The following is a 19,531-nucleotide window of genomic DNA, read 5'->3' as shown; positions in this document are numbered from 1 at the left end:
CGATGCGCTTGCATCCCGATTTTGGCCGCAAGCATAGCGGCGCCCTGAAGGTCCGCGACTTCGATTTCGAAGTGAAGGCGGTCGGCGATGACGGAACATTCAACGGCTATGGATCGGTCTGGGATGTCGTCGACAGCTATCAGGAAATTGTTGCACGAGGGGCGTTCACGGACAGCCTGAAGGAGATCGGAGCGAAGGGCCGGCCAGTGCCGATCCTGTGGCAGCATCGCAGCGCCGAGCCGATCGGTGCGTGGTCCAATCTGAAGGAAGATGATCACGGTCTGTGGGGTGATGGTGAGTTGCTGATCACCGATGTTGCCCAGGCCCGGGAATCTCACGCGCTCATGAAGAAGCGGATCGTGACCGGCTTGTCGATTGGATACTGGGTCCGGGAATCGTCCTATGACGAGAAGACCGGCATCCGCACCCTGACCAAGCTGGACCTGGTCGAGATCAGTCTCGTGACCTTCCCCGCGAATGACGATGCGCGGGTCGAGGCGGTAAAGTTCAAGCTCGCGCACGGCGAACTGCCGACCGAGCGGGAAATGGAAAAGTACCTGCGGGAGGTAGGCTTTTCCAAATCACGGGCAGCGGGCGTTGTCGCCCACGGCCTGACCGAAGTGCGTCGGAGGGAGTCCGATCGCGACCCTGCAAACAGCCCGGCCCTGAAGGCCCTTTCGGACACCCTGGCCAGCTTCAAGCTGTAGCCTTTTCGAGGAAAAACATCATGAAGACCCCCGCAATGCTCCTGGCCTCTGCGGCCGGGGTGATCGCTGCCGAGTATCGCTCGGCCCCTGAGTTTGGCCGCAAGGATGGCGGCGCCGATCCGGCAACTCTCGAACAGCGCCTCGCTCATGCACTGGAAGAAGTGAAGGGCTTCGCTACCGAATTCAAAACCAAGAATGAGGCCGGCGAAAAAGTCTCGAATGAGACGAAGGAGAAAGCCGACAAGGCCCTTGTCGATCTGACCGAAATCCGCGGTGAGGTCACCGAGCTTTCCCAGAAGCTCGCCCAGATCAAGCGCAGCAGCGAAGACGATCAGCCTGCACTGAAATCGCTCGGCCACGAAGTCGCCAACCACGCCGATATCAAGGCCTATGCCGAGGGCGGCTGCAAGGGCACGGTCGGTATCAGCGTCAAGGCAATCACCAGCGCGACGACGTCCGCTGGCGACCTGATCCGGGCTGACCGACAGACCGACATCGTCGGCCTGCAGCGTGTGCAGATGCGGGTCCGTAGCCTGCTGACGCCGGGACGGACCGAGGGCAACGCGATCGAATATGCCTATCAGACGGCGCGCACCAACGCCGCTGCGGCTGTCGCGGAAGGGGCGCAGAAGCCGGAATCGGATTACGTCTGGGACGTCGCGACCGCGCCGGTTCGTACGATCGCCCACTGGGTGCCCGTGTCGCGTCAGGCGATGGACGATATTCCGCAGCTGGAAAGCCTGATCGACGGCGAACTGCGCTACGGCCTAGACGATGTCGAGGACGCCGAGCTGCTGCTGGGTGACGGCACCGGCCAGCATCTCAATGGCCTCTACACGCAGGCGACTGCCTATTCCGCACCGATCGTCATCGCGGGTGCAACTCGCATCGATCAGCTGCGTCTGGCGATCCTGCAGGTGGAACTCGCTGACTATGCGCCGGACGGCATCGTCCTGCACCCGAGCGCATGGGCCGGCATCGAACTGACCAAGGATGCTGCTGGCGGCTATATCTTCGCCAATCCGCAGGGCATCGCCGGGCCGATCCTCTGGGGCCGGCCGGTCGTGCCGACCAAGCGGATCGGCGCGGGCAACTTCCTGACTGGCGCCTTCAAGCTCGCCGGCCAGATCTTCGACCGGATGGATACCGAGGTCCGCATCTCCGATCAGGACCGCGACAACTTCATCAAGAACATGCTGACCGTCCGCGCCGAGAAGCGTCTCGCCCTCGTGGTGCGGCGCCCCGGCGCGCTGGTGAAGGGCGCCTTGCTCTAAGCTGGGAACTCTACTGGGCCGGGGAAACCCGGCCCGGTTCTTCGAAGCCGCGGTGCGCCACGGTTTCGAAGAACCGAGGAGACGAACATGAAAAACGCATATGTGATCGAGCATCACTTCGGCGACGACGGGTCCGTCGACGTCGGAATGATCCTGGCAGACATGACGGAGAAGCGCTTCGACGCGCTCGAAAAGCGTAAGCTGGTTCGTGAGGCGACGCCGGCCGAAGTGAAGGCGGGTTACAAGCCGCCCTTCGACCGTGAGGATGAAGGCGGTCCCGGACAAGGACCGCTGACCGCAGCGGAACGCGTCGCCGAGCAGGCTCAGGCCTTTATCACCGAGCTGAAGGAGGATCATGAAAAGCAACTGGCGGACCTGCGCGACGGACACGCGCACGCCCTCGACACCGAAATCAGTCGTGCGAATGCCGCGGAGACGGCGCTTGCCCAGGCTCGCACTGAGATCGATGTGATGAAGACCGCAAGCGAGACGTCGGCCAAAGATCTCGCCGAGGCGAAAACCGAGATCGAAACGCTGAAGGCCAAGCAGGAAAAGCCGCCCGAGAACAAGAAGGCGGCCGATCCCGCCAACAAGGGCGCCTGATCGTGGCGCGGTCTGCTCGGCGTTCGCGCGGTTACGTGGTGGTCACCACCTTTACGGTTGCTCCGGTAATCACCGGGACCGCACAGGTCGGGCAGACCCTCACTGCAACGAACGGCACCATCGTCGGTGGTGCGTTCGCCGGCCGGCGCTGGTTTCGAGATGGTTCGCCAATCTCCGGCGCAACCGCTTCGACCTATGTCGTCCAGGCTGGTGATCTGGGGAAGAAGGTTACCCAAGAGGTGACAGCTCTCCTCACCACGGGCGGAAGGGTGACGAAGCTGTCTGCCCCGACCGCGACCGTGATCGCCTGACCATGCGCGTCCTCGTCATCACGCCTCCGGTGCCGGTCATCACGACGGATGAGGCGAAGGATCACCTGCGGATCCTGACTGGTGACGAGGATGCGCTTGTCGATTCGCTGGTCGCCGCGGCGACCGCGCATATCGACGGGCCGGACGGCTGGCTGGGCCGGGCGATCGGGGTGCAGACGCTGGAGTGTTATCTGCCTGCGTTCGGCTGCACCTCGATCGGCCTGCCCTATCCTCCGGCGATCGACGTCACCGAGATCGGCTATGTCGATGCGGCCGGCGCGACGGTTACGCTGGACAGCGCGGCCTATGAGTTGCGGGGCAATCTGTTGCGGCCGAGCTGGCCGAACGCCTGGCCGTCCGCCTCGTGGCGCGGCGCGGGGGGCGAGACGGTGCGGATCCGGTATCGGGCGGGCTATGAGACCGTCCCCGCGCCGATCCGCGCCGCGATCCTGCTGATGGTCGGCGATCTCTACGCCTATCGCGAGACGGCCGTGACCGGCACGATCGCAGCCAACATCCCGATGTCGACCACGGTGCAGGCGTTGCTCTCGCCCTATCAGGTGTGGGCATGACGCTTTCCTCCGGCGAGCTGGACAAGCGCATCAGCATCGAGCGCGCGACCGTGACGACGGACGGTTATGGCGGCGAGGAGAAGGTGTGGACCGAGTTCTGCCCAGCCTGGGCGAAGGTCATCAACGGGCGCGGCGATGAGCGCCGCTCGGCCGCGCAGGAGAATGCGTCGCTCGCAGCGACCTTCCGAGTCCGCGCGAACAGTAAGACACGGGATGTCGCCACGACGGACCGCATCCTGTTCGACGGTGCCGCGTGGGACATCAGTTCGAACGTAGCCTTCGGTGCGGATGGTCGCGACATCACCGCGACGCGGCCGGCCTGATCTTCATCGTTTCACAGGAGAGTTACCATGGTCGATATCAGCATCACTGCCGCTAACGTCCTTTCGGGGGCGGGCGGCGTTACCGAGAACGGGACGGCCGGTGCCACGAGCACGGCCGGGCAGCTTGTCTATCGCGATCATGCGACGGGCCGCTACGTGCTGGCGGACAGCAATTCGGCGACGGCGGCGGCGCGGGTGCCGCGCGGGTTCTCGCTCAACGGCGCGGCCAATGGCCAGCCGCTGGCGATCCACAAGGAAGGGCCGATCACGGTCGGCGGGACGCTGGTACCCGGTGTCGCCTATTATCTCTCCGACACGCCGGGCGGGCTGTGCCCGGTCGCCGATGTCGGGTCGGGCGAGTATAGCTGCCTGATCGGCATCGCGCTCTCGGCGACCGTGCTGGACGTGAACATCCAGCCGAGCGGCGTCGCGCTGTAAGTGGCCGACGTCGTCGTCAAGATCGAGGGCCTGCGCGAGCTGGAGCAGGCCCTCGCCGAACTGCCCAAGGCGACGGCGAAGGCGACGCTGCGTCGCACCCTGAAGAAGGCAGCGGGGCCGGTCAGGGACGCGTGGCGCCAGAATGTTACCCCCTATCGCGAGACCGGCCACTACGAAGATTCTATCATTGAGGGCACGAAGCTGACCCGGCGACAATCGAGGGCAGCGAAAAAAGAGGGCAAAGCGTTCTCCGAAACCTATGTCGGCACGTCCGATCCGGCAGCGCTTCAGGACGAGTTCGGCAACTTCCGCCAGTCGGCCCGTGCACCTGGCCGAAAGGCATGGGCCGAGACGCAGGATGGAGCGCTGACGACGATCTCGGACGATCTCGGCAACGAGATCGAGAAATCCCGTGCGCGGCTCGCGCGCAAGGCCGCGAAGCTGGCCGGCGGAGGCTGACCGATGGACATGGAAAGCGCCCTGCGCGCGCGGCTGCTGGCCGCGGCGCCCGTTGCCGCGCTGGTGGGCAGCAAGGTGGCGTGGATCGAGCGGCCGCAGACGGACGCCCTGCCCGGCATCACCCTGCAGATCGTCACTGACGAGCGCGCGCAGAGCATGACGGGGCTGGACGATCTCCAGCCCGGCTATGTCCAGATCGACGTCTGGGCCGCGAAATACGAGCAGGGCAAGGCGATCAAGGAAGCCGTGATCGCCGCGCTGATGCCGAAGGCGTCTGTCAGCGGCATCCGGTTCGATCGCGGGTTCTTCTCGTCCCGCGATCTCAGCGAGCGGACGGATACCCAGTTCATCTTCCGACCCTCGATCGATTTCACCTTCCACTACGCGAACGCCTGAAGGAGGCATTAAATGGCTGACGAATCCACGGGCTTCGGCTCGACTTTCAGCATGGGCAACCCGGTTACCCTGCTGGAGCTGGCGAACATCGAGGAGTTCCCCGATCTCCCGTCGTTCACCCGCGACCTGCTCGACACGACCAACTTCAAAACGGTCGGCGGGTTCATGACCTATATGGGCAGCCCGCTGAAGGATGGCGCGGAAAGCGACCTGGTGATGAAGATCGCGCTTGGCTCGCCCAGCGACGTCGCCTGCCGGCTCGCCATGTCCGACGGGATGCAGCGTCCCTATCTGATGGTGCTGCCCACGGCGAATGACGGCACGTGGGAAGTGAGCGGCAACCTGATCGTCCGCAACTATGTCCGGACCAACCCCAAGGCCGATATCCGGCTGGCGACCCTGACCGTCAAATGGAGCGGGATCGCGACCGAGGAAGCGGGCTCGTAATGATCGAGGCCTTCTACAACGAGGAAGCGGTGGCGGTCGGCGACGACACGCTCCGCCTCGTCATCAACTTCCATACGATCGACGCGATCGAGAGCCTGACCGGCCGCGACTTCGACGACATCCTGGAGGATCTCACGGCGAAGAAGCGCAAGCCGGGGCAGGCGCTGCTGACCAAGGTGGTGTGGGGCCTGTTGCGACAGCATCACCCGGACGTGACGCTGGACCAGGCGCTCGGCCTGGTGCGCGGCAAGGCCAGCCTCGCGATCGGGGTTGCGATCGGAAAGCTGATCAACGCCGGTTTCGCCGAGGCGGAAGAACCGAAAGCGAAGGACGAAAACCCCAGCTAGCCGCGTGGAGCGTAAGGGAGTTCTTCATCGCCTGGTGCGGACAGGGGCTTGGCCCGTCCGAATTCTGGCTGCAGACGCCGCGCATGTTCGTCGCGGTGATGAAGGGCCGAGCCCACGCGGCGAAGGAACAGCGCGACCTGGCGATCTGGCAGGCGTGGCAGGGCGAACGCTTCGCCCGGACGAAGAAGCTGAAGGACCTGAGCGAGTATCTGTCGGGCGGCTCGAAGGAGCCGGTGCAGCCCGAAGTCGTGCTCGACGCGATGCTGACCCTGCAGGCGCAGGGCGCAGCGATGACGGTGCGGCGGGTGAGTTAAGGCGTCTTTCCGTTGATGCAATGTTGCTGCCACACGGTGTCGAAAGCCTCGGGGCCGTCGGCGCGAAAGACGACCTTGTCGTTTGCGCCAACCACGAACTGCTGATCGCCGGTCATCCCGCCAAAGCCGTTCTTGGAATTGACGTAGCCGCAACCGCCACTGAGGTGTTTGAAGGCTGCTGATCCGGGATCGCGCAGGCGTTGCTTGACCAGGCGCTCAATCCTGACGGTTCGGCCAGCCTCTGCCATCTGTTGTTCGAAAGATGCTGAGGACTCAGGCGACCTCGGCGAGCATTGACCAACTGCCCACACGATCAAGCACAACAGAATAATAGCGCCAAAGCATCCGATATTGGGCGGGTTGAAGCCAAACTTGTGGCCGCAATGCTTACAGACTTTGGCTGCATCCTGAACAAGTTCGGCGCATTGCGGACATTTTTTCATCGGCTCACCCCTGCCCAAGCAGCGAAAGCTACTCGGGTGGGCGACCGTTTTCAACACGTCGTCGGAGTAGTCCGGCGAGCGTAACCACTGGAGGATTTGAGCATGGCGGCTGGGGGCGGATTGATCGGGGCGCTTCGCGTCACCCTTTCCGCCGATACGGCTGCATTCCAGCAAGGGATGACCGCGGCCGAGCGCAAGGCCGCATCCTCGGGCAAGTCGATCTCGCGCTCGCTTGGCGGAGTGAAGACGGCGGTATCCGGTCTAATGGCCGGCATCTCGATTAGCGCGATCGTGGCGGTGACACAGCGCGCGCTCGATTATGCCAGCTCGCTGGGCGAAGTCGCGAAGCAACTGAGCGTCACCACGAAGGACCTGCAGGAATATCGCTATGCCGCCTCTCAGGTCGGCATTGAGCAGGACGAGATGGACAAGGGCCTGTCCAAGCTGAGCCTGACGATGGGCAAGGCGCGCGAGGGCGTGAAGGCGCCGGTGGAAGCGTTCAAGCAACTCAGCGATATCCTGGGCAAGGATATCCTGACCAGCGCCGCCACGGCGGGCGACGCGATCCCGCTGATCTCCGACGCGTTCAAGAAGATCGAGGACCCGACCAGGCGGGCGGCGCTCGCCGCTGAATTGTTCGGGGCGAAGCTGGGCAACAAGTTCCTGACGCTGCTCGATGAAGGGTCGGCCGGCATCAACGGCCTGCGCGACGCGGCGCAGAAGCTGGGCGTGGTGCTGTCCGACGAACAGATCCAGTCAGCGGACGATACCGCGGACAAGCTGTCCGCGCTGAAGCAGGTTCTGGAGGCGAACATCGCCGGCGCCGTCGCCGACAATGCCAAGTCGATCTACGATTTTGTTTCTTCGATCGAGGCGCTGATCCGCAAACTGCCAGAGGCGATCCGGACGATCGAGAATTTCCGGTCGCGGCTAGTGATCGCCGGGGCAACGATAGCGCAGTTTAACCCGCTGCTTCTCCCGTCTGGCAAGGACCAAGCGCGCGCGGATGCAAAAAAAGCTGGCCTCAATATTCGGGAGAACCAGATTCAGAGCATGATGGCGGGCTCGCCGAAAGTCGACATCGCCAGCTTGCTTCCGGCGCCGAAGGCCCTACCCAGCGCGGGTGCCGGTGCCGTCACCGGCGGAGGCGGTTCCAAGGGCAAGTCGGCCGAGCAACTAGCGAGCGAGGCGGAACGCAAGCGCAAGGATGCTATCCGCGACAAGTACAATGCCGACCGGGACGAGCTGCGCGGGCAGATGGATATCATCGACGCGCAGGCGGACCTGGCGACGGACGTCAAGGATCGCGGCGTGCTCGCGGAGCGGCGGCTGGCGCTGGAGAAAACCGGTGCCGATGCCGAGGTCGCGTACAACCTCGCGATGGGCGAGATCACGAAGGAGCAGGCCGACAAGCAGCTTGCGTTGAACGAAACGATCAATGGTCTGCGTCTGGAGAAGCAAAAGCAGGACGAGCTGTACGACATCCAGGAGGAACAGATCCGGCGGCACGAGGCCATCGCCCAGTCGTCGATCGATGTGCAGGAGATGGAAGCCAGCCTTGCCACCACGGCAGCCGAGCGCAGGACGATCGAGATCAAGATTCTCGAGGCGCGCTACGCGCTGCTCCGCCAGGCGCAACAGGATATCCTGGACGATCCGCGGAGCAGCATGGAGCAAAAGGATGCTGCTGGCCGGCGGCTGATCGACCTCGACAAGTTGCAGGCGGGTGCGACCGAGCAGACACTGCGCGGCACGGCAGGGCCGATGGAGAGCTATCTGCGCAACCTGCCGGATACGGCGGCGGAAATTCAGGAGGCGTTCGAGGGCGCGGCGGTCAATGGCGTCGGGCGGATGAACGATGAGCTGGCGGAATCGATTTCCAACATGATCGGCCTGAAGGGCGAGGCCGGCGAGTTTCTGGACGAACTGATCAAGATCGGGCTGCAGATGGCGCAGGTCGCGCTGTTCGGGAACGGATCGGGCGGCGGTGGTGGCGGACTTGGCGGCCTGCTTGGCGGTCTCGGTTCTCTGATCGGCGGCGGGGGCGGTTCCGGCGGGATGTCCTTTGCGGCACAGTCAGCCGCGAATTTCAGCCTGCCCGGCTTTGCCGATGGTGGCCGCTTCAAGATCGGTGGGAAGCACGGGCTGGACACGAACCTGCTGAGTATCAACGGCACGCCGGCGGCAATGGTCAACCGGGGCGAGACGGTGGACGTGATGCCGGCCAACGACCGGCAACGGGCCGGATCGAGCTTCATATTCCAGAATGATTTCCGCGGCGCCGATGCAACGGCCGTCACGGGGATAAAGGCGAGACTCGACCAGATGGAGCGCGAGCTGCCCGGCCGGATCGTCGGCACCGTCAGCGATGCCAAGGCCCGGGGAGTGCTGCGCGGATGAGCATCACCTTTCCACGGCCGATGCCCGATCATGCAATTCTGGATTGCCGCTTCGCGGTCGAGCGGGTCGACTATCTCTCGCCGGAGGCGGGCGGTCGGCTGGGGGCCGTCAGTGCAGGGTTCCCGCTGTGGCATATGAGCCTTGGCCTGCAGAACATGACGGTCGAGGAAGGCGACGCCTGGATGGCGTGGAAGGACAGCCTGCGCGGAAGCCAGCGGCGGTTCCACGCCTTCGACGTGAAGCGGCTGATGCCGCGCTTTCATGCCAAGGGCATGCCCTACACCCGGACGCCGTCGGGCTGGGAACAGGAGATCGACGGGGAAGGCAACCAGCTGATCACCCTTCAGGGCATGATGACGGGCATGGTGCTGTCGCGCGGGGACTGGATCGGGTTCGAATGGGACGGATTCAAGCGATCTCTGGTGCGGGTTCTGGAGGGCGGCATCGCCGATAGCGGGCAGGAGTTGCTGGTGACCGTCGAGCCGAGCGTGCCGAGCATGACGCCGGCCGATGCGGTGGCGAACCTGCACAAGCCGACATGCCTGATGCGGCTGGTCACGGACGAGACCGAGCTGATGGACGAGGCGCTTGGCGGCTTCGTGCCGGCAGGCGGTCGGATCGGCGCAGTGCAGGACCTGGTCGCATGAAGATCTATAGCGAGGAAGCGCTGGCGGCGCTCCAGGCGGGCGATGTCGTCGTGTCCGGCGCGGTCGCGATCGAATGCGATCCGCCCGTGCGCGTGTTCGGCGGTTACGGAACGGTGGAGATCGATGGCCAGCCCCATGAGGGGATCGGCGATCGCGGCCTGGTCCAGCTGTCCGAAGCGGCCCTGGGCGGTTCGGCGCAAAATGTGACGCTCACGCTCAGCGGCGTCGATCCGGAAGCCCTCGATCTGCTCGACGCCGAGGAAGTGCGCGGTGCCGCGGTGACGCTGCGCCGGCTGGTGTGCGATTCCGCAGGGCGGACGATCCTGGATGCTCAGGTCTTCCGGCGCGGCCGGATCGACCAGTTGCCGACCGAGGACGTGATCGGCGGGGAAGCGACGATCAAGGCCATGGTGGAGGGCGCGGCGCGGGGTCTCGGCCGGCGCGGGGGCAGGATGCGCACCGATGCCGATCAGCGCATGATCAAGGTGCTCGACGGCGGGTTGAAGCATGTCAGCTATGCCGCGGAGAAGACGCTGTACTGGGGCGGCAAGCAGCCGGCCCGCGCCGGTTCCGTTCTGTCGCAGGCTGTCACGAAGCTGTTCCAGCCGAAAAACGGCAGCGCGGACTGAGATGGCCCGCGATTACCGAGCACTCGCCGGCTTCATCGCCGGTCGCGAGACCGCGCCCTTCGCCTTCGGACGCCGCGCCAATGACTGTGTCGCCTATTGCTCCGGCGCCGTCGCGGCACAGACCGGCAAGGATCCGCTGAAGGGTCTGCGCTGGTCGACCGAGGCGGGCGCGGCGCGGCTGTTGCGGCGGTTCGGCGGGCTGGCCGAGGCAGTCAGCTCGCGGCTGACGGAAATTCCGCCAGCGACGGCGCATCGCGGCGACGTGGCCGGCGTGGCGGACGAAGCCGTACCGGGCGGCATCCGGCTGATGATCGTCGAGGGCGAGCTGCTGGTGGGCCCGGGCGACGCCGGCAATGTGCGGATGCGGCGATCGGCCATGAAGCGTGCGTGGAGCGCTGGCTGATGGGCAAGACAGCCAAGCTCATTATTGGCGGTGCGCTGATAGTCGTCGGTGTCGTCACCGGCCAGTTGTGGCTGGCGAACATCGGCTTCCAGATCACGGTCAGCGCGCTGATGACGCCGAACCCGCCCGCGCGGCAGGCGGCGGCACTGACGCTGCAGTTCGGCGAGAACCCGCGTGTCGCCCTGTTCGGCGAGGCTGCAACGGGTGGAACGCTGATCGATGCGTTCAACTGGGGCGGGAAGTACGGGACCGACTGGGAAGGCGTGGTGATCGGGCTGGCCGATCATGAGTGCGACGACCTGGTCGGCTTCTATGTCAACGACACCTATTACAGTTTCACCAGCAGCGGGCTGGTGCCCGGGTTCAACAGCCAGCTTTCAGTAAAATGGTTCAGGGGCACCGAGGATCAGGCCGTCGCGTCCGAGATGCTCACCTATGGCGGGTGGACGTCGAACGACAACCTGGCCGGCATGTCCTATGTCTTCGCCAGCTACAAGGCGGACAAGAGCGACGCGAAGCATCCGGTGTGGCCATCGGGCCGGCCGCGCTTCCTGTGGGTGCTGCGCGGCAAGAAATGCTACATCGCGCGCAAGGATTCGAGCGTCGGCGGTTCGGGCGACCATCGCTGGGACGATCCCTCCACATGGGAATGGACCGACAACCCGATCGATTGCCGCTACAACTGGGCGAGGGGCATCTATGCCTGCGACCGGATCGACCAGCCCGACCAGCTGCTGATCGGTCGCGGGCTCACCGCGACGGAAGCGCCGCCCGAAAACACCTTCTGGCGCGCCAATCTCTGCGACGAAGACGTCGACCTGGCGGGCGGTGGGACGGAGAAGCGCTACACGATCGGCGCGACGATCCTTTCCGACGATCAGTTCATCGAGACGGAAGAGACGTTCGCGGCGGCCTGTGCCGGGGTGATCACGCAGCCGGAAGGCGCGGTCGAGATCGAGCCGGGCCACGCCAAGACGCCGGTCGCCTACATCACCGACAGCGACCTCGTGGTCGGATCGTCGGTCAGCTTCTCCAGCTTCCGGTCCGAGGCGGACGAGGAATGGTGCAACACCGCGATCGGGCGCTATGTCGAGCCGACGCAGAAATGGGCCGAGCACAGCGCCCCGATCCGGCGCAACTATGCCGATGTCCTTGCGGACGGCGGCGCGCGCGAACGGACGCTGCAGCTGGCGGCTGTCACCTCGGTCACGCAGGCGCAGCGCTGCGCGGAGATCGCGCGGCGGATGGGGCGCCTGCCGCATACCGGGGCGATCACGCTGGGCCCGCGCTTCGCCGGGCTGGAGGAAGGCGACTGGATCGTCTGGACCTCGGCGCGGCGCACCAAGGGCTTGCCGATGATGTTCCGAATCGAGGCTTATGGCCTGGACCCGAAATGGCAAAACTCGCTGGTGCTGCGGGAGATCAACGCCGAAGTCTATGACTGGGAGACGACGGACGAGATCGCGCCGGGTTCGGTGGCGGAGGCGACGACGCCGCCAGACGGGTTCGGCGTGCCGGATGAGGAATCCTGGGCGCTCAGCGGATCCTCGATCGGCAGTGATGGCAAGACGCTGCCGGCGGTGGAGTTCACCGGGGCGGTCGAGGATATCTATGTTTCCAACGTGCGCTTCGAATATCGCGAATATGACGCGGGGGCCGGGCCTGACGACAACTGGATCACGGCGGCGCTGGCGCCTTCCGACGTGACGAAGCGGACGATCACCAGCGTCAAGAGCGGCGCGCAATATGAAGGGGCGGTGTCCTATTCCTTCCCGGAGGGGCGGTTCGGGGATCGGCTGGTGCTCGGGCCTATCACGGCCGGCGACCTGGCGACGGCGACGTCGATCTCGCTGACGATTCGATCGGCCTATGTGCGGGTCGCGGACGGCGTAGTGCTGATCACGGCGGAGGATGTGGCGGGCGACGGCGTGATCACCATCGCCGATCACAGCTGGGACTATCCGGTGGGGACGGCGGATGTGGACCGGATCGGCGGTGTCATCACCGGCCTCGATCTCGGCACGCGCTATTATGTGTATTTCGACGATGCGACGCTGGCCGACTGGACGCCGGTCTATGCGGCGACGACGATCCTGGTCGACGCCCTGAACAGCAACGCGAACCCGTACCGCCACTATCTGGATTTCGTCGACGTACCGGCTTCGGGCGAGCCGCCTGCGGGTGGCGGCGGCGGTGGCGGCGGGGGCTATTGCCCATCCGACGACATGTATCTTTTCGTGAAGGATGTCGGGCCGTGTCAGCCGGACGATATCACCGTCGGCACGCTGGTATGGGGCAAGCACGAGATCACCGCGATCTGGGGCTGGTATCCAGTGAGCGGCATCAGCTTCACGGACGCGGAGTGCCTGGAGGCGACAATACGCGGCGAGACCTATCGCGCAACGCCGTCGCACCTGTTCGAGCTGGGATTGGCGTGGCGGAAGATGGCCTCGGTTCGGAACGCGACTTCGATCGGGGTGCGGCGGGTCGCGATCATAACCGTCGAAGGGGCGCATACGTACATGCTGCTCGCAACGGCCGAGAGCCGCCTCGGGCTGCTGTCGCACAACAAGATCGTCGAGAACATGCCCGACTGATCGGGCCCCAACTGCTTTCATCGGAGACTGAAATGGCGGGACCAACCGAGCCTGGCAGCGTGGACCTGCGCGTCAACCGCTGGGTGCCGTTCGACGACATGATCGGCATCGAGGGCGCGGACCTGAGCGACGCGACGATGCTGATGCAGGTGCGGGCCTATCGCGATGCGCCAGGCGATCCGCTGATCAGCCTGGTGAACGCGGCGCCGCCCGCTCAGGGGCTCTCGGTCAGCGCCGAGACGGTCGAGGGCATGCCGACCTCCACGATCCGGATCATGATCAACGAGACGACGATCGAGGGGCTGTTGCCCTTCCCCGCCAACGGTGTGGAGCCCGGCGCGGATGTCGTGCTCGTCTGGGACCTTCTGCTTTCGAAGACCGGCTTCACCAAGGCCCGCTGGTTCGAAGGCGCCTTCATCATCGTACCGGGAGCGACACAGGCATGAGCATGCTTTTCAGGCTGACGACGGAACAGAAGCTGTTCCAGCTTCCGGGCTCCGAGCTGATCGCGCCGTTGGTCAAGCGCGCGACCGATGCGGCAGGCGAAGCATCCGGTTCGGCCACGGCGGCAGCGGGCAGCGCGACGGCAGCGGCAGGGTCGGCGACCAGCGCGTCCGGCTCGGCCACGACGGCGACGACGAAGGCAGGCGAAGCATCCGGTTCGGCCACGGCGGCGGCGGGTAGTGCGACGGCAGCGGCAGGGTCGGCGACCAGCGCGTCCGGCTCGGCCACGACGGCGACGACGAAGGCAGGCGAAGCATCCGGTTCGGCCACGGCGGCGGCGGGTAGTGCGACGGCAGCGGCAGGGTCGGCGACGGCGGCGGCGGGCAGCGCGACCAGCGCGTCCGGCTCCGCAACGACGGCAACGACGAAGGCGAGCGAGGCTGACGCATCGGCGGTCGCCGCTGCCACTTCAGCGGCGGACAGTCTCACCGCGTCCGTCAAATCCAACGCGCGGCTGGACAAGATCGATGTCAGCGCCGGGGGCTTCCGGCGCTACACTGGCGCAGACCCTGTCCTGCCGCTCTACATGGGGCGCAACGGTGGCATCCTGATCGGCTGGAACACCGCGACGCAGAATCTGTGGATCGAGTTGCCGCCCGACAATCCTGGCCTCGTTTCCGCGCTGCGCATGCGCGTGCTGGCCCAGGCGGGGCCGATGCGCCGCTACACCGGAACCAGTTTTCGCAAGCCGCTGATCATGGGGAAGAATGGCGGGATCGCGCTTGGCTGGAACGAGAATGAAAGCAAGGTCTTCGGTCCCGGCATCCCGAGCGATAACCTGCTGATCGGCGCCAAGACCTATCTGCCGGTCGGCGAAGCGCCGGTGCGGCGGCAGGTCAATGCGATCATCGCCAATGGAGAGAGCGTATCCGCCGGCACCGCGGCGACGCCGCCTTTGTCGGCGTCTGACGTGTACAATGCCGACACCTTCGGCAGCGGCCCCAAGTCGGGCTTTGCTGGCAGCACATCGGGAGCGTTGAACACATCGCCCGGGATGGGGACTCTGACGCCCCTGCACGAAGATAATCCGGCAGTCGCGGCGGATGGCAGCTCCAACAGCGGAGAGACGATCTGCTCGCGCGCAGTGAAGGTCGCGCTCGAGCTCGCGGCCCGCCACAAGGGCCGGACCCCGGCCAACAACCGGATGTTCGCCGCGGCAGCGGGTCGCGGCGGCGCGACGATCGAGATCCTGACCAAACCTAGCTCCGGCGGGCAGGCATGGGCGACCGGGCCGACCCGGTATTGGTGGCAGAACCTCGTCGACGCCTTCACGCAGGCGACCGCCCGCTACACCGCTCTCGGCCTTACCTTCGGCGTCCACGCCATGCCGCTAATTGTCGGGCAGAACAACTCGAGCGGGGCGACCAGGGCGGGCTGGACCGCGAAGCTCATCACGTACACCAACGACGTCAACGCCGATCTGCCGGCGCTGACAGGGCAGGCGACGCCGATCCACATCTTCGCGTATCAGACGGCATCGAGCATCACGAGCGCGACCAATCCCGGCGCGATCGTGCTGGGCTGGTTCGATGCGGTGAACCAGCATTCGCGCATCCACTTCGTCACGCCCTATTACTTCATCCCGCACGGGTTCGGCATCCATCCGCCAAACACCGGCCAGTGCCTCGCTGGCGCCTATTTCGGCCGAGCCTATCACCAGCTCGTCGAGGACGGCCGCAAGCCTGATTGCGTGTGGCCGGTCGGCGCCTGGGCGCGCGGCACGACGCTGAAGGTGCGGTTCAGGACGCCGACGCCGCTCGTGCTCGACACGGCGACGCTGGGCACGCTGACCGATAACGGCTTCAAGGTAGTGGACGGTACCGGCACCCTCACGCTGGGCGCGATGTATATCGAGAATGGCGACACGCTGGTCGTTCCGCTGAACCGGGCGCTTGGCAGCAACCCGATGTTCCGGGCCGGTCTCGACTATGTCGGCAGCCTGGCGACCGTGCCGGCGGACAGCGCCTGCACCGGCCTGCACGACACGACGGCCGACACGACCGTCATCAGCGGTGTCACCTGGTCTCTCTGGCACTGGTGCCCCCATTTCGACATGTCCATCAGCATATTGGATGCAACATCATGAGCGATATCTGGCCCGTCATCCGCCTCCCGATCGACGTAGCGGGGACTTATTACGCCACCCCGTCGGACACGCCGCCTATGCTGCCGACCGATGCCGAGACGAGCGCCCATGCCCACTGGCTGTTCGGCGTCGACAATCCGACCGATCTCGACCTGATCAGTGGCCAGAAGATGCGCCGGCATATCGTCACGCCGACGATCACGGCGGGCGGATCGGGCTATACCACGGCTACGGTCGCGGTGACCGGCGGCGGCGGTACCGGAGCAACGGCGGTCGCGGTGTTGTCTTCCGGCGCCGTCTCGCGGATCTACTTCACCAGCTATGGCTCCGGCTTTACCTCCAACCCGACGCTAACGATCACCGGAGACGGCACCGGGGCGACGGCAACGGCCGCGCTTGGCGGTCTGGCGACGCGGTCGGGCTCCACGATCATCACGCCGATCACCGGTTGGAACGGGCTGCACAGCGGTGTGCCGGAGCTACCCGAACAGACCGTGTGGGGCATCTTCAAATACGACACCACGGCCGGTGTTCGCGCGCTGATGGGTACGGCCTCCAACAAGACGGGAGAGACGGGCGGCTGGGTGCTGCTGGCATCGGCGGCCAATATCCAGATCATCACCAACGGCATCAGCGGATCGGCCGTCGGGGTCACGAAGCCGGCATGGACCAACGGCGACTTCGTCTTCATCGCCGTGCGGCATGTGGCAGGAACCGAGACGGTCCTGTCGGGGCTGGGCAACGCCCTGACGCTCAACACCCGAGCCGGCACCAAGGATGCCACGGCGACGCCGGCCCGCGACATCGGCCTGGGCCCGACCTATTACGGCATGGCGACGGCTGCGGGTGTCTATGCCGAGTTCGGCGTGATCGATTACGCGATGAGCGACGCTGAAATCCTGGCGGTTTACCTCCGCTCCCGCGCGCGCCTGGCAGCACGGCCGACGCCGATCACGGTCGTCTGACGCAAGCTCTCGCTGTTCGATCGATAATCAAAAATGGGAGGCCGGAGCGATGATCAGCAATGGTTAGCGTGGCAGAAGTCGCGCTCGCGGTGATGGGCGGCAGCGGCGCCACGATGGTGACGCAATGGGGCGCGGCCTGGCTGAAGACGCGCGGCGATCGGCATCAGTTCGACCGGACGGCGGATGCCAAGCTGGAAGAGCATCGCGACGCGCTGACGTTCCAGTTGCTCGAGGCTGCGCGCGCCGAGGTGGCGCAGGCTCGCATGGAGGTCGCGCAGCTGCGCCCGCTCGAACAGCACCTGTATCATTTCCAGCAGGCGCTGGAGCACATCGAGGCGATGCTGTCCGCGACGGACCCGGCCGAGCGCGGATCGGCCGAGCGGAATGCCCGCGCCTTCCTCAACCGGATGCGACGGTTGAGCGATGCGCGCGGCACCGCTGCGAACGAGGCGCAGCGGGCGGAATCTGTTTTGCATGTCGCCGAACGAAAGATCCCGGGGAAAGACGAGAAAGGAAAATCGTGATGTTGCCTATCAAGTTTCTGACGATCCACTGCGCCGCGACGCCGGAAGGCCGCGACGTGAAAGCGCCGACCATCTCCGCATGGGACATCGCGAAGTTCAATCAGGTGAGCTATCATCATGTGATCGAACTGGACGGCACGGCTGTGCGGACCCTGCCCGACACGACGCGCGGCGCCCACACGGGCGGACACAACACCGGCAATATCGGCATCTGCTATGTCGGCGGCGTCGATAAGAACAACAAGGTCGCTAAGGATACCCGCACGCCAGCGCAGCGCGCCACGCTGAAGCAGCTCGTTGCCGAATATCAGAAGCGCTATCCCGGCATCATCGTGAGGGGGCACCGCGACTGGCCGGGCGTCGCCAAGGCATGTCCATCCTTCGACGTCGCCGCCTGGATGAAAGCGGAAGGGCTGGTTGGATGACGATCGGCAGCGTTGGGGCAGCCTGCTGGCGGGCAGCTGGTGCCCCGTGGCGCGCGATTGCCGCGCTGCGTGACCCGGAGGGGCGCCGCGGTGCTGCCCTGTTGTTCATGGCTGGCGGCGGGGCAGCGCTGACGGGGTACGCCATCTACGCGCTGTGGCTAGTGCGCGAGCGGCCGGATTACGCTTTCTATCTCGGGCTTTCCGCCATGGTGCTGATCGGCATCGTGCTGACCGGGTTCGCCGGGCTGCTGATCAAGCGCACGATCAAGGGCAACGTGCTCGGCAACAGCTTCGAGATCTCGGACGAGCATGTCCAGCAGATCGCTGCGGCCGGCGCGGCCGCGGGTGTCGCCGCGGCGACTGCGGTCCAATCGGGAGAGACGACATGACGTGGTTCGAAAAGTGCGGCGCGCGCCTGTTGATGATCGGCGCAGCGATCTGCCTCGTGATGACCGTGGTCACGCTCAAATCGTGCGGCGAGGCTCGCACGGCCAAGACGACGACGAAGCTGGCCACTGGCCAGGCGGGCGCCTCGCTCGCGAGCGGCGCGGACGCGGTCGACACGACCGGCGCCGTCCAGGGAAACGAGATCGCGGCCGATGCGATCACTCAGGAGAATGACGATGCGATCCACAATGCCGAGGGCGCTGGTGCGCCTGTTGCTGCCCCTGTCCGCAATGCTGGCCTTGCCAGCCTGTGCCGGCGCGCCGCTTATCGTGGCGACCCCAAGTGCGTGCAGCAGCCTTCTGCCCGATGAGTGGCGGAAAGGGGTTCCTGGTGCGCCCCTGCCGGACGGCGAGACGGTCGGCGACTGGATCGCCTTCGGCGATGCCCAGACCGCGCAGCTCGACAAAGCCAATGATCGCTATGGCGCGGCGGTGGGCATTGTCAGCCGCTGCGAGGCTCGGGATGCGGCGGCGGTGAAGAAGGCTCGGCCTAAGGTGCTGGGCATTTTCTGAGCGGCCTTGCGCGGGCGCGATGTTCTCGCGATGTTCCGCGCCATGTCCCGACGATTCGATACGGCCACGATCAACCTTGCGCTCTCGATCCTGCATGGCGTGCTCGGCCGTGTCGCGACCCGGAACGTCGGGACCGTCGATGTCCGCCTCGCGCTGCGCGTGCTGTACCGGCACGTGCCGGCCTGTCCCGGCCTCGCCGAATTCTGGAGGCAGGCTAGCAGCGACGCGGGGCATCCATGGGAAAGCGGACACCTGCCCTATCGCGAGATCGTGCGGGACCTGACGGCGGCGGGTTGGCTGATCGAGCCGCGCTATCAGGACTGGCCGTAGCCTCACCTGATCAGCGTTGCCGGCGTGGCGCGCCGAGCAGCATCGGATCGATCCTGAAATAGCGGGCGAGCGTGCGCGCTTCCTCCGGCTCTAGGCTGCGCGGCGTTCCTTCGCGCACGAATCGCTGGAGATAACGATCGCCGCGGCGGAGCATGCGGGACAGGCCGGCGAACGTCTCGCCATGCTGCCGCGCCTGACGCTCCAGCGTGGCGCGGATCATGTCGGCGGTGATGATCGGATCGGTCATTTCTGTTTTGCGCCCGATTCCCAAGCTATTGAAATGCAGAGCCAAATTTCTGGCATGTTTTGCGCTGAGAACGGCAGATTACTGCGGTTCGCGCATGCTTGGGAAGCTTCTGCTCTGCCATTGAGCTACACCCGCAAGGGTCTGTTGAACCTTTACTCGGTCGTTGCAGCCACGTTGGATC

General features: G+C 65.4%; 28 protein-coding genes. 26 read left to right on the top strand and 2 right to left on the bottom strand.

The genetic code is table 11. The features are described 5' to 3' along the window. Window positions 1-2 precede the first annotated feature (2 nt). The 12 genes from U1769_RS24210 to U1769_RS24155 all read left to right on the top strand — a co-directional run bounded on the left by U1769_RS24210 (window position 3) and on the right by U1769_RS24155 (window position 6,191). A complete protein-coding gene (locus U1769_RS24210) occupies window positions 3-707 on the top strand; it encodes an HK97 family phage prohead protease (protein WP_332720730.1) in 705 nt (234 codons plus the stop codon). Window positions 708-727: 20 nt separating this feature from the next. After that, the gene (locus tag U1769_RS24205) at window positions 728-1,981 is read left to right on the top strand and encodes a phage major capsid protein (RefSeq protein WP_332720729.1); all 1,254 of its coding nucleotides are present in this window, start codon (window positions 728-730) and stop codon (window positions 1,979-1,981) included. A gap of 102 nt (window positions 1,982-2,083) precedes the next feature. Next, complete coding sequence (locus U1769_RS24200; protein ID WP_332720728.1) at window positions 2,084-2,584, top strand: hypothetical protein; 501 nt, start codon at window positions 2,084-2,086, stop codon at window positions 2,582-2,584. 35 nt (window positions 2,585-2,619) lie between these two features. Further along, complete coding sequence (locus U1769_RS24195; protein WP_332720727.1) at window positions 2,620-2,895, top strand: hypothetical protein; 276 nt, start codon at window positions 2,620-2,622, stop codon at window positions 2,893-2,895. A 2-nt stretch (window positions 2,896-2,897) separates the two neighbouring features. After that, window positions 2,898-3,467, top strand: a complete 570-nt coding sequence (locus tag U1769_RS24190; protein ID WP_332720726.1) for a head-tail connector protein — start codon at window positions 2,898-2,900, stop codon at window positions 3,465-3,467. After that, window positions 3,464-3,790 carry a phage head closure protein gene (locus U1769_RS24185; protein WP_332720725.1) on the top strand — a complete coding sequence of 109 codons (327 nt, stop codon included), beginning with the start codon at window positions 3,464-3,466 and terminating at the stop codon, window positions 3,788-3,790. The genes U1769_RS24190 and U1769_RS24185 overlap by 4 nt, the downstream gene beginning before the upstream one ends. Window positions 3,791-3,817: 27 nt before the next feature. Continuing rightward, window positions 3,818-4,228 (top strand): hypothetical protein, encoded by a 411-nt coding sequence (locus tag U1769_RS24180; RefSeq protein WP_332720724.1) that lies wholly within the window; start codon window positions 3,818-3,820, stop codon window positions 4,226-4,228. Then, on the top strand, window positions 4,229-4,687 hold the full coding sequence (locus U1769_RS24175; RefSeq protein ID WP_332720723.1) for an HK97 gp10 family phage protein: 459 nt from the start codon (window positions 4,229-4,231) through the stop codon (window positions 4,685-4,687). Between the two features lie 3 nt (window positions 4,688-4,690). Continuing rightward, window positions 4,691-5,083 carry a tail completion protein gp17 gene (gene gp17, locus U1769_RS24170; protein WP_332720722.1) on the top strand — a complete coding sequence of 131 codons (393 nt, stop codon included), beginning with the start codon at window positions 4,691-4,693 and terminating at the stop codon, window positions 5,081-5,083. A gap of 12 nt (window positions 5,084-5,095) precedes the next feature. After that, the gene (locus U1769_RS24165) at window positions 5,096-5,530 is read left to right on the top strand and encodes a hypothetical protein (protein WP_332720721.1); all 435 of its coding nucleotides are present in this window, start codon (window positions 5,096-5,098) and stop codon (window positions 5,528-5,530) included. Then, window positions 5,530-5,877 carry a hypothetical protein gene (locus tag U1769_RS24160; protein WP_332720720.1) on the top strand — a complete coding sequence of 116 codons (348 nt, stop codon included), beginning with the start codon at window positions 5,530-5,532 and terminating at the stop codon, window positions 5,875-5,877. Before U1769_RS24165 ends, U1769_RS24160 begins: the two co-directional genes overlap by 1 nt. An 83-nt stretch (window positions 5,878-5,960) precedes the next feature. Further along, on the top strand, window positions 5,961-6,191 hold the full coding sequence (locus U1769_RS24155; protein WP_332720719.1) for a hypothetical protein: 231 nt from the start codon (window positions 5,961-5,963) through the stop codon (window positions 6,189-6,191). Here U1769_RS24155 and U1769_RS24150 read toward each other — a convergent pair. Next, the gene (locus U1769_RS24150; RefSeq protein WP_332720718.1) at window positions 6,188-6,634 is read right to left on the bottom strand and encodes a zinc ribbon domain-containing protein; all 447 of its coding nucleotides are present in this window, start codon (window positions 6,632-6,634) and stop codon (window positions 6,188-6,190) included. The two genes, U1769_RS24155 and U1769_RS24150, sit on opposite strands and share 4 nt — an antisense overlap. 102 nt (window positions 6,635-6,736) lie before the next feature. On the opposite strand from U1769_RS24150, the gene U1769_RS24145 reads away from it, so the two are divergent. From U1769_RS24145 to U1769_RS24080, 14 genes are all read left to right on the top strand, one after another. Continuing rightward, complete coding sequence (locus tag U1769_RS24145; protein WP_332720717.1) at window positions 6,737-9,034, top strand: hypothetical protein; 2,298 nt, start codon at window positions 6,737-6,739, stop codon at window positions 9,032-9,034. 20 nt (window positions 9,035-9,054) lie between these two features. Next, window positions 9,055-9,681, top strand: coding sequence for a hypothetical protein (locus U1769_RS24140; RefSeq protein WP_332720716.1), 627 nt, complete (start codon window positions 9,055-9,057; stop codon window positions 9,679-9,681). Continuing rightward, window positions 9,678-10,310: a hypothetical protein gene (locus U1769_RS24135; protein WP_332720715.1), complete on the top strand. Its 633-nt coding sequence runs from the start codon at window positions 9,678-9,680 to the stop codon at window positions 10,308-10,310. The genes U1769_RS24140 and U1769_RS24135 overlap by 4 nt, the downstream gene beginning before the upstream one ends. 1 nt (window position 10,311) lies before the next feature. After that, window positions 10,312-10,713: a DUF6950 family protein gene (locus U1769_RS24130; RefSeq protein WP_332720714.1), complete on the top strand. Its 402-nt coding sequence runs from the start codon at window positions 10,312-10,314 to the stop codon at window positions 10,711-10,713. Then, complete coding sequence (locus tag U1769_RS24125) at window positions 10,713-13,310, top strand: phage tail protein (protein ID WP_332720713.1); 2,598 nt, start codon at window positions 10,713-10,715, stop codon at window positions 13,308-13,310. The genes U1769_RS24130 and U1769_RS24125 overlap by 1 nt, the downstream gene beginning before the upstream one ends. Before the next feature lie 32 nt (window positions 13,311-13,342). Further along, window positions 13,343-13,756, top strand: coding sequence for a hypothetical protein (locus tag U1769_RS24120; RefSeq protein ID WP_332720712.1), 414 nt, complete (start codon window positions 13,343-13,345; stop codon window positions 13,754-13,756). Continuing rightward, window positions 13,753-15,900: a hypothetical protein gene (locus U1769_RS24115; RefSeq protein WP_332720711.1), complete on the top strand. Its 2,148-nt coding sequence runs from the start codon at window positions 13,753-13,755 to the stop codon at window positions 15,898-15,900. The genes U1769_RS24120 and U1769_RS24115 overlap by 4 nt, the downstream gene beginning before the upstream one ends. Next, window positions 15,897-16,865: a hypothetical protein gene (locus U1769_RS24110; protein WP_332720710.1), complete on the top strand. Its 969-nt coding sequence runs from the start codon at window positions 15,897-15,899 to the stop codon at window positions 16,863-16,865. The genes U1769_RS24115 and U1769_RS24110 overlap by 4 nt, the downstream gene beginning before the upstream one ends. A 92-nt stretch (window positions 16,866-16,957) precedes the next feature. Further along, window positions 16,958-17,389, top strand: coding sequence for a hypothetical protein (locus U1769_RS24105; protein WP_332720709.1), 432 nt, complete (start codon window positions 16,958-16,960; stop codon window positions 17,387-17,389). Then, window positions 17,389-17,814, top strand: a complete 426-nt coding sequence (locus tag U1769_RS24100) for an N-acetylmuramoyl-L-alanine amidase (RefSeq protein WP_332720708.1) — start codon at window positions 17,389-17,391, stop codon at window positions 17,812-17,814. Before U1769_RS24105 ends, U1769_RS24100 begins: the two co-directional genes overlap by 1 nt. Next, the gene (locus U1769_RS24095) at window positions 17,811-18,203 is read left to right on the top strand and encodes a hypothetical protein (RefSeq protein WP_332720707.1); all 393 of its coding nucleotides are present in this window, start codon (window positions 17,811-17,813) and stop codon (window positions 18,201-18,203) included. The genes U1769_RS24100 and U1769_RS24095 overlap by 4 nt, the downstream gene beginning before the upstream one ends. Next, window positions 18,200-18,571, top strand: a complete 372-nt coding sequence (locus tag U1769_RS24090) for a hypothetical protein (RefSeq protein WP_332720706.1) — start codon at window positions 18,200-18,202, stop codon at window positions 18,569-18,571. The genes U1769_RS24095 and U1769_RS24090 overlap by 4 nt, the downstream gene beginning before the upstream one ends. Continuing rightward, entirely contained in the window at window positions 18,531-18,773 is a 243-nt protein-coding gene (locus U1769_RS24085; RefSeq protein ID WP_332720705.1) for a hypothetical protein, read from the top strand. Before U1769_RS24090 ends, U1769_RS24085 begins: the two co-directional genes overlap by 41 nt. Window positions 18,774-18,815: 42 nt before the next feature. After that, window positions 18,816-19,103, top strand: coding sequence for a hypothetical protein (locus U1769_RS24080; protein ID WP_332720704.1), 288 nt, complete (start codon window positions 18,816-18,818; stop codon window positions 19,101-19,103). 10 nt (window positions 19,104-19,113) lie between these two features. Here U1769_RS24080 and U1769_RS24075 read toward each other — a convergent pair whose 3' ends face one another. Further along, entirely contained in the window at window positions 19,114-19,350 is a 237-nt protein-coding gene (locus U1769_RS24075) for a peptidase S24 (RefSeq protein WP_332720703.1), read from the bottom strand. Window positions 19,351-19,531 lie beyond the last annotated feature (181 nt).

It is taken from the genome of Parasphingomonas zepuensis (assembly GCF_036663735.1).
Taxonomy (GTDB): domain Bacteria; phylum Pseudomonadota; class Alphaproteobacteria; order Sphingomonadales; family Sphingomonadaceae; genus Sphingomonas.
Note: the sequence above shows the minus strand (reverse complement) of the source record. Positions and strands in the feature narration are given on the sequence as shown.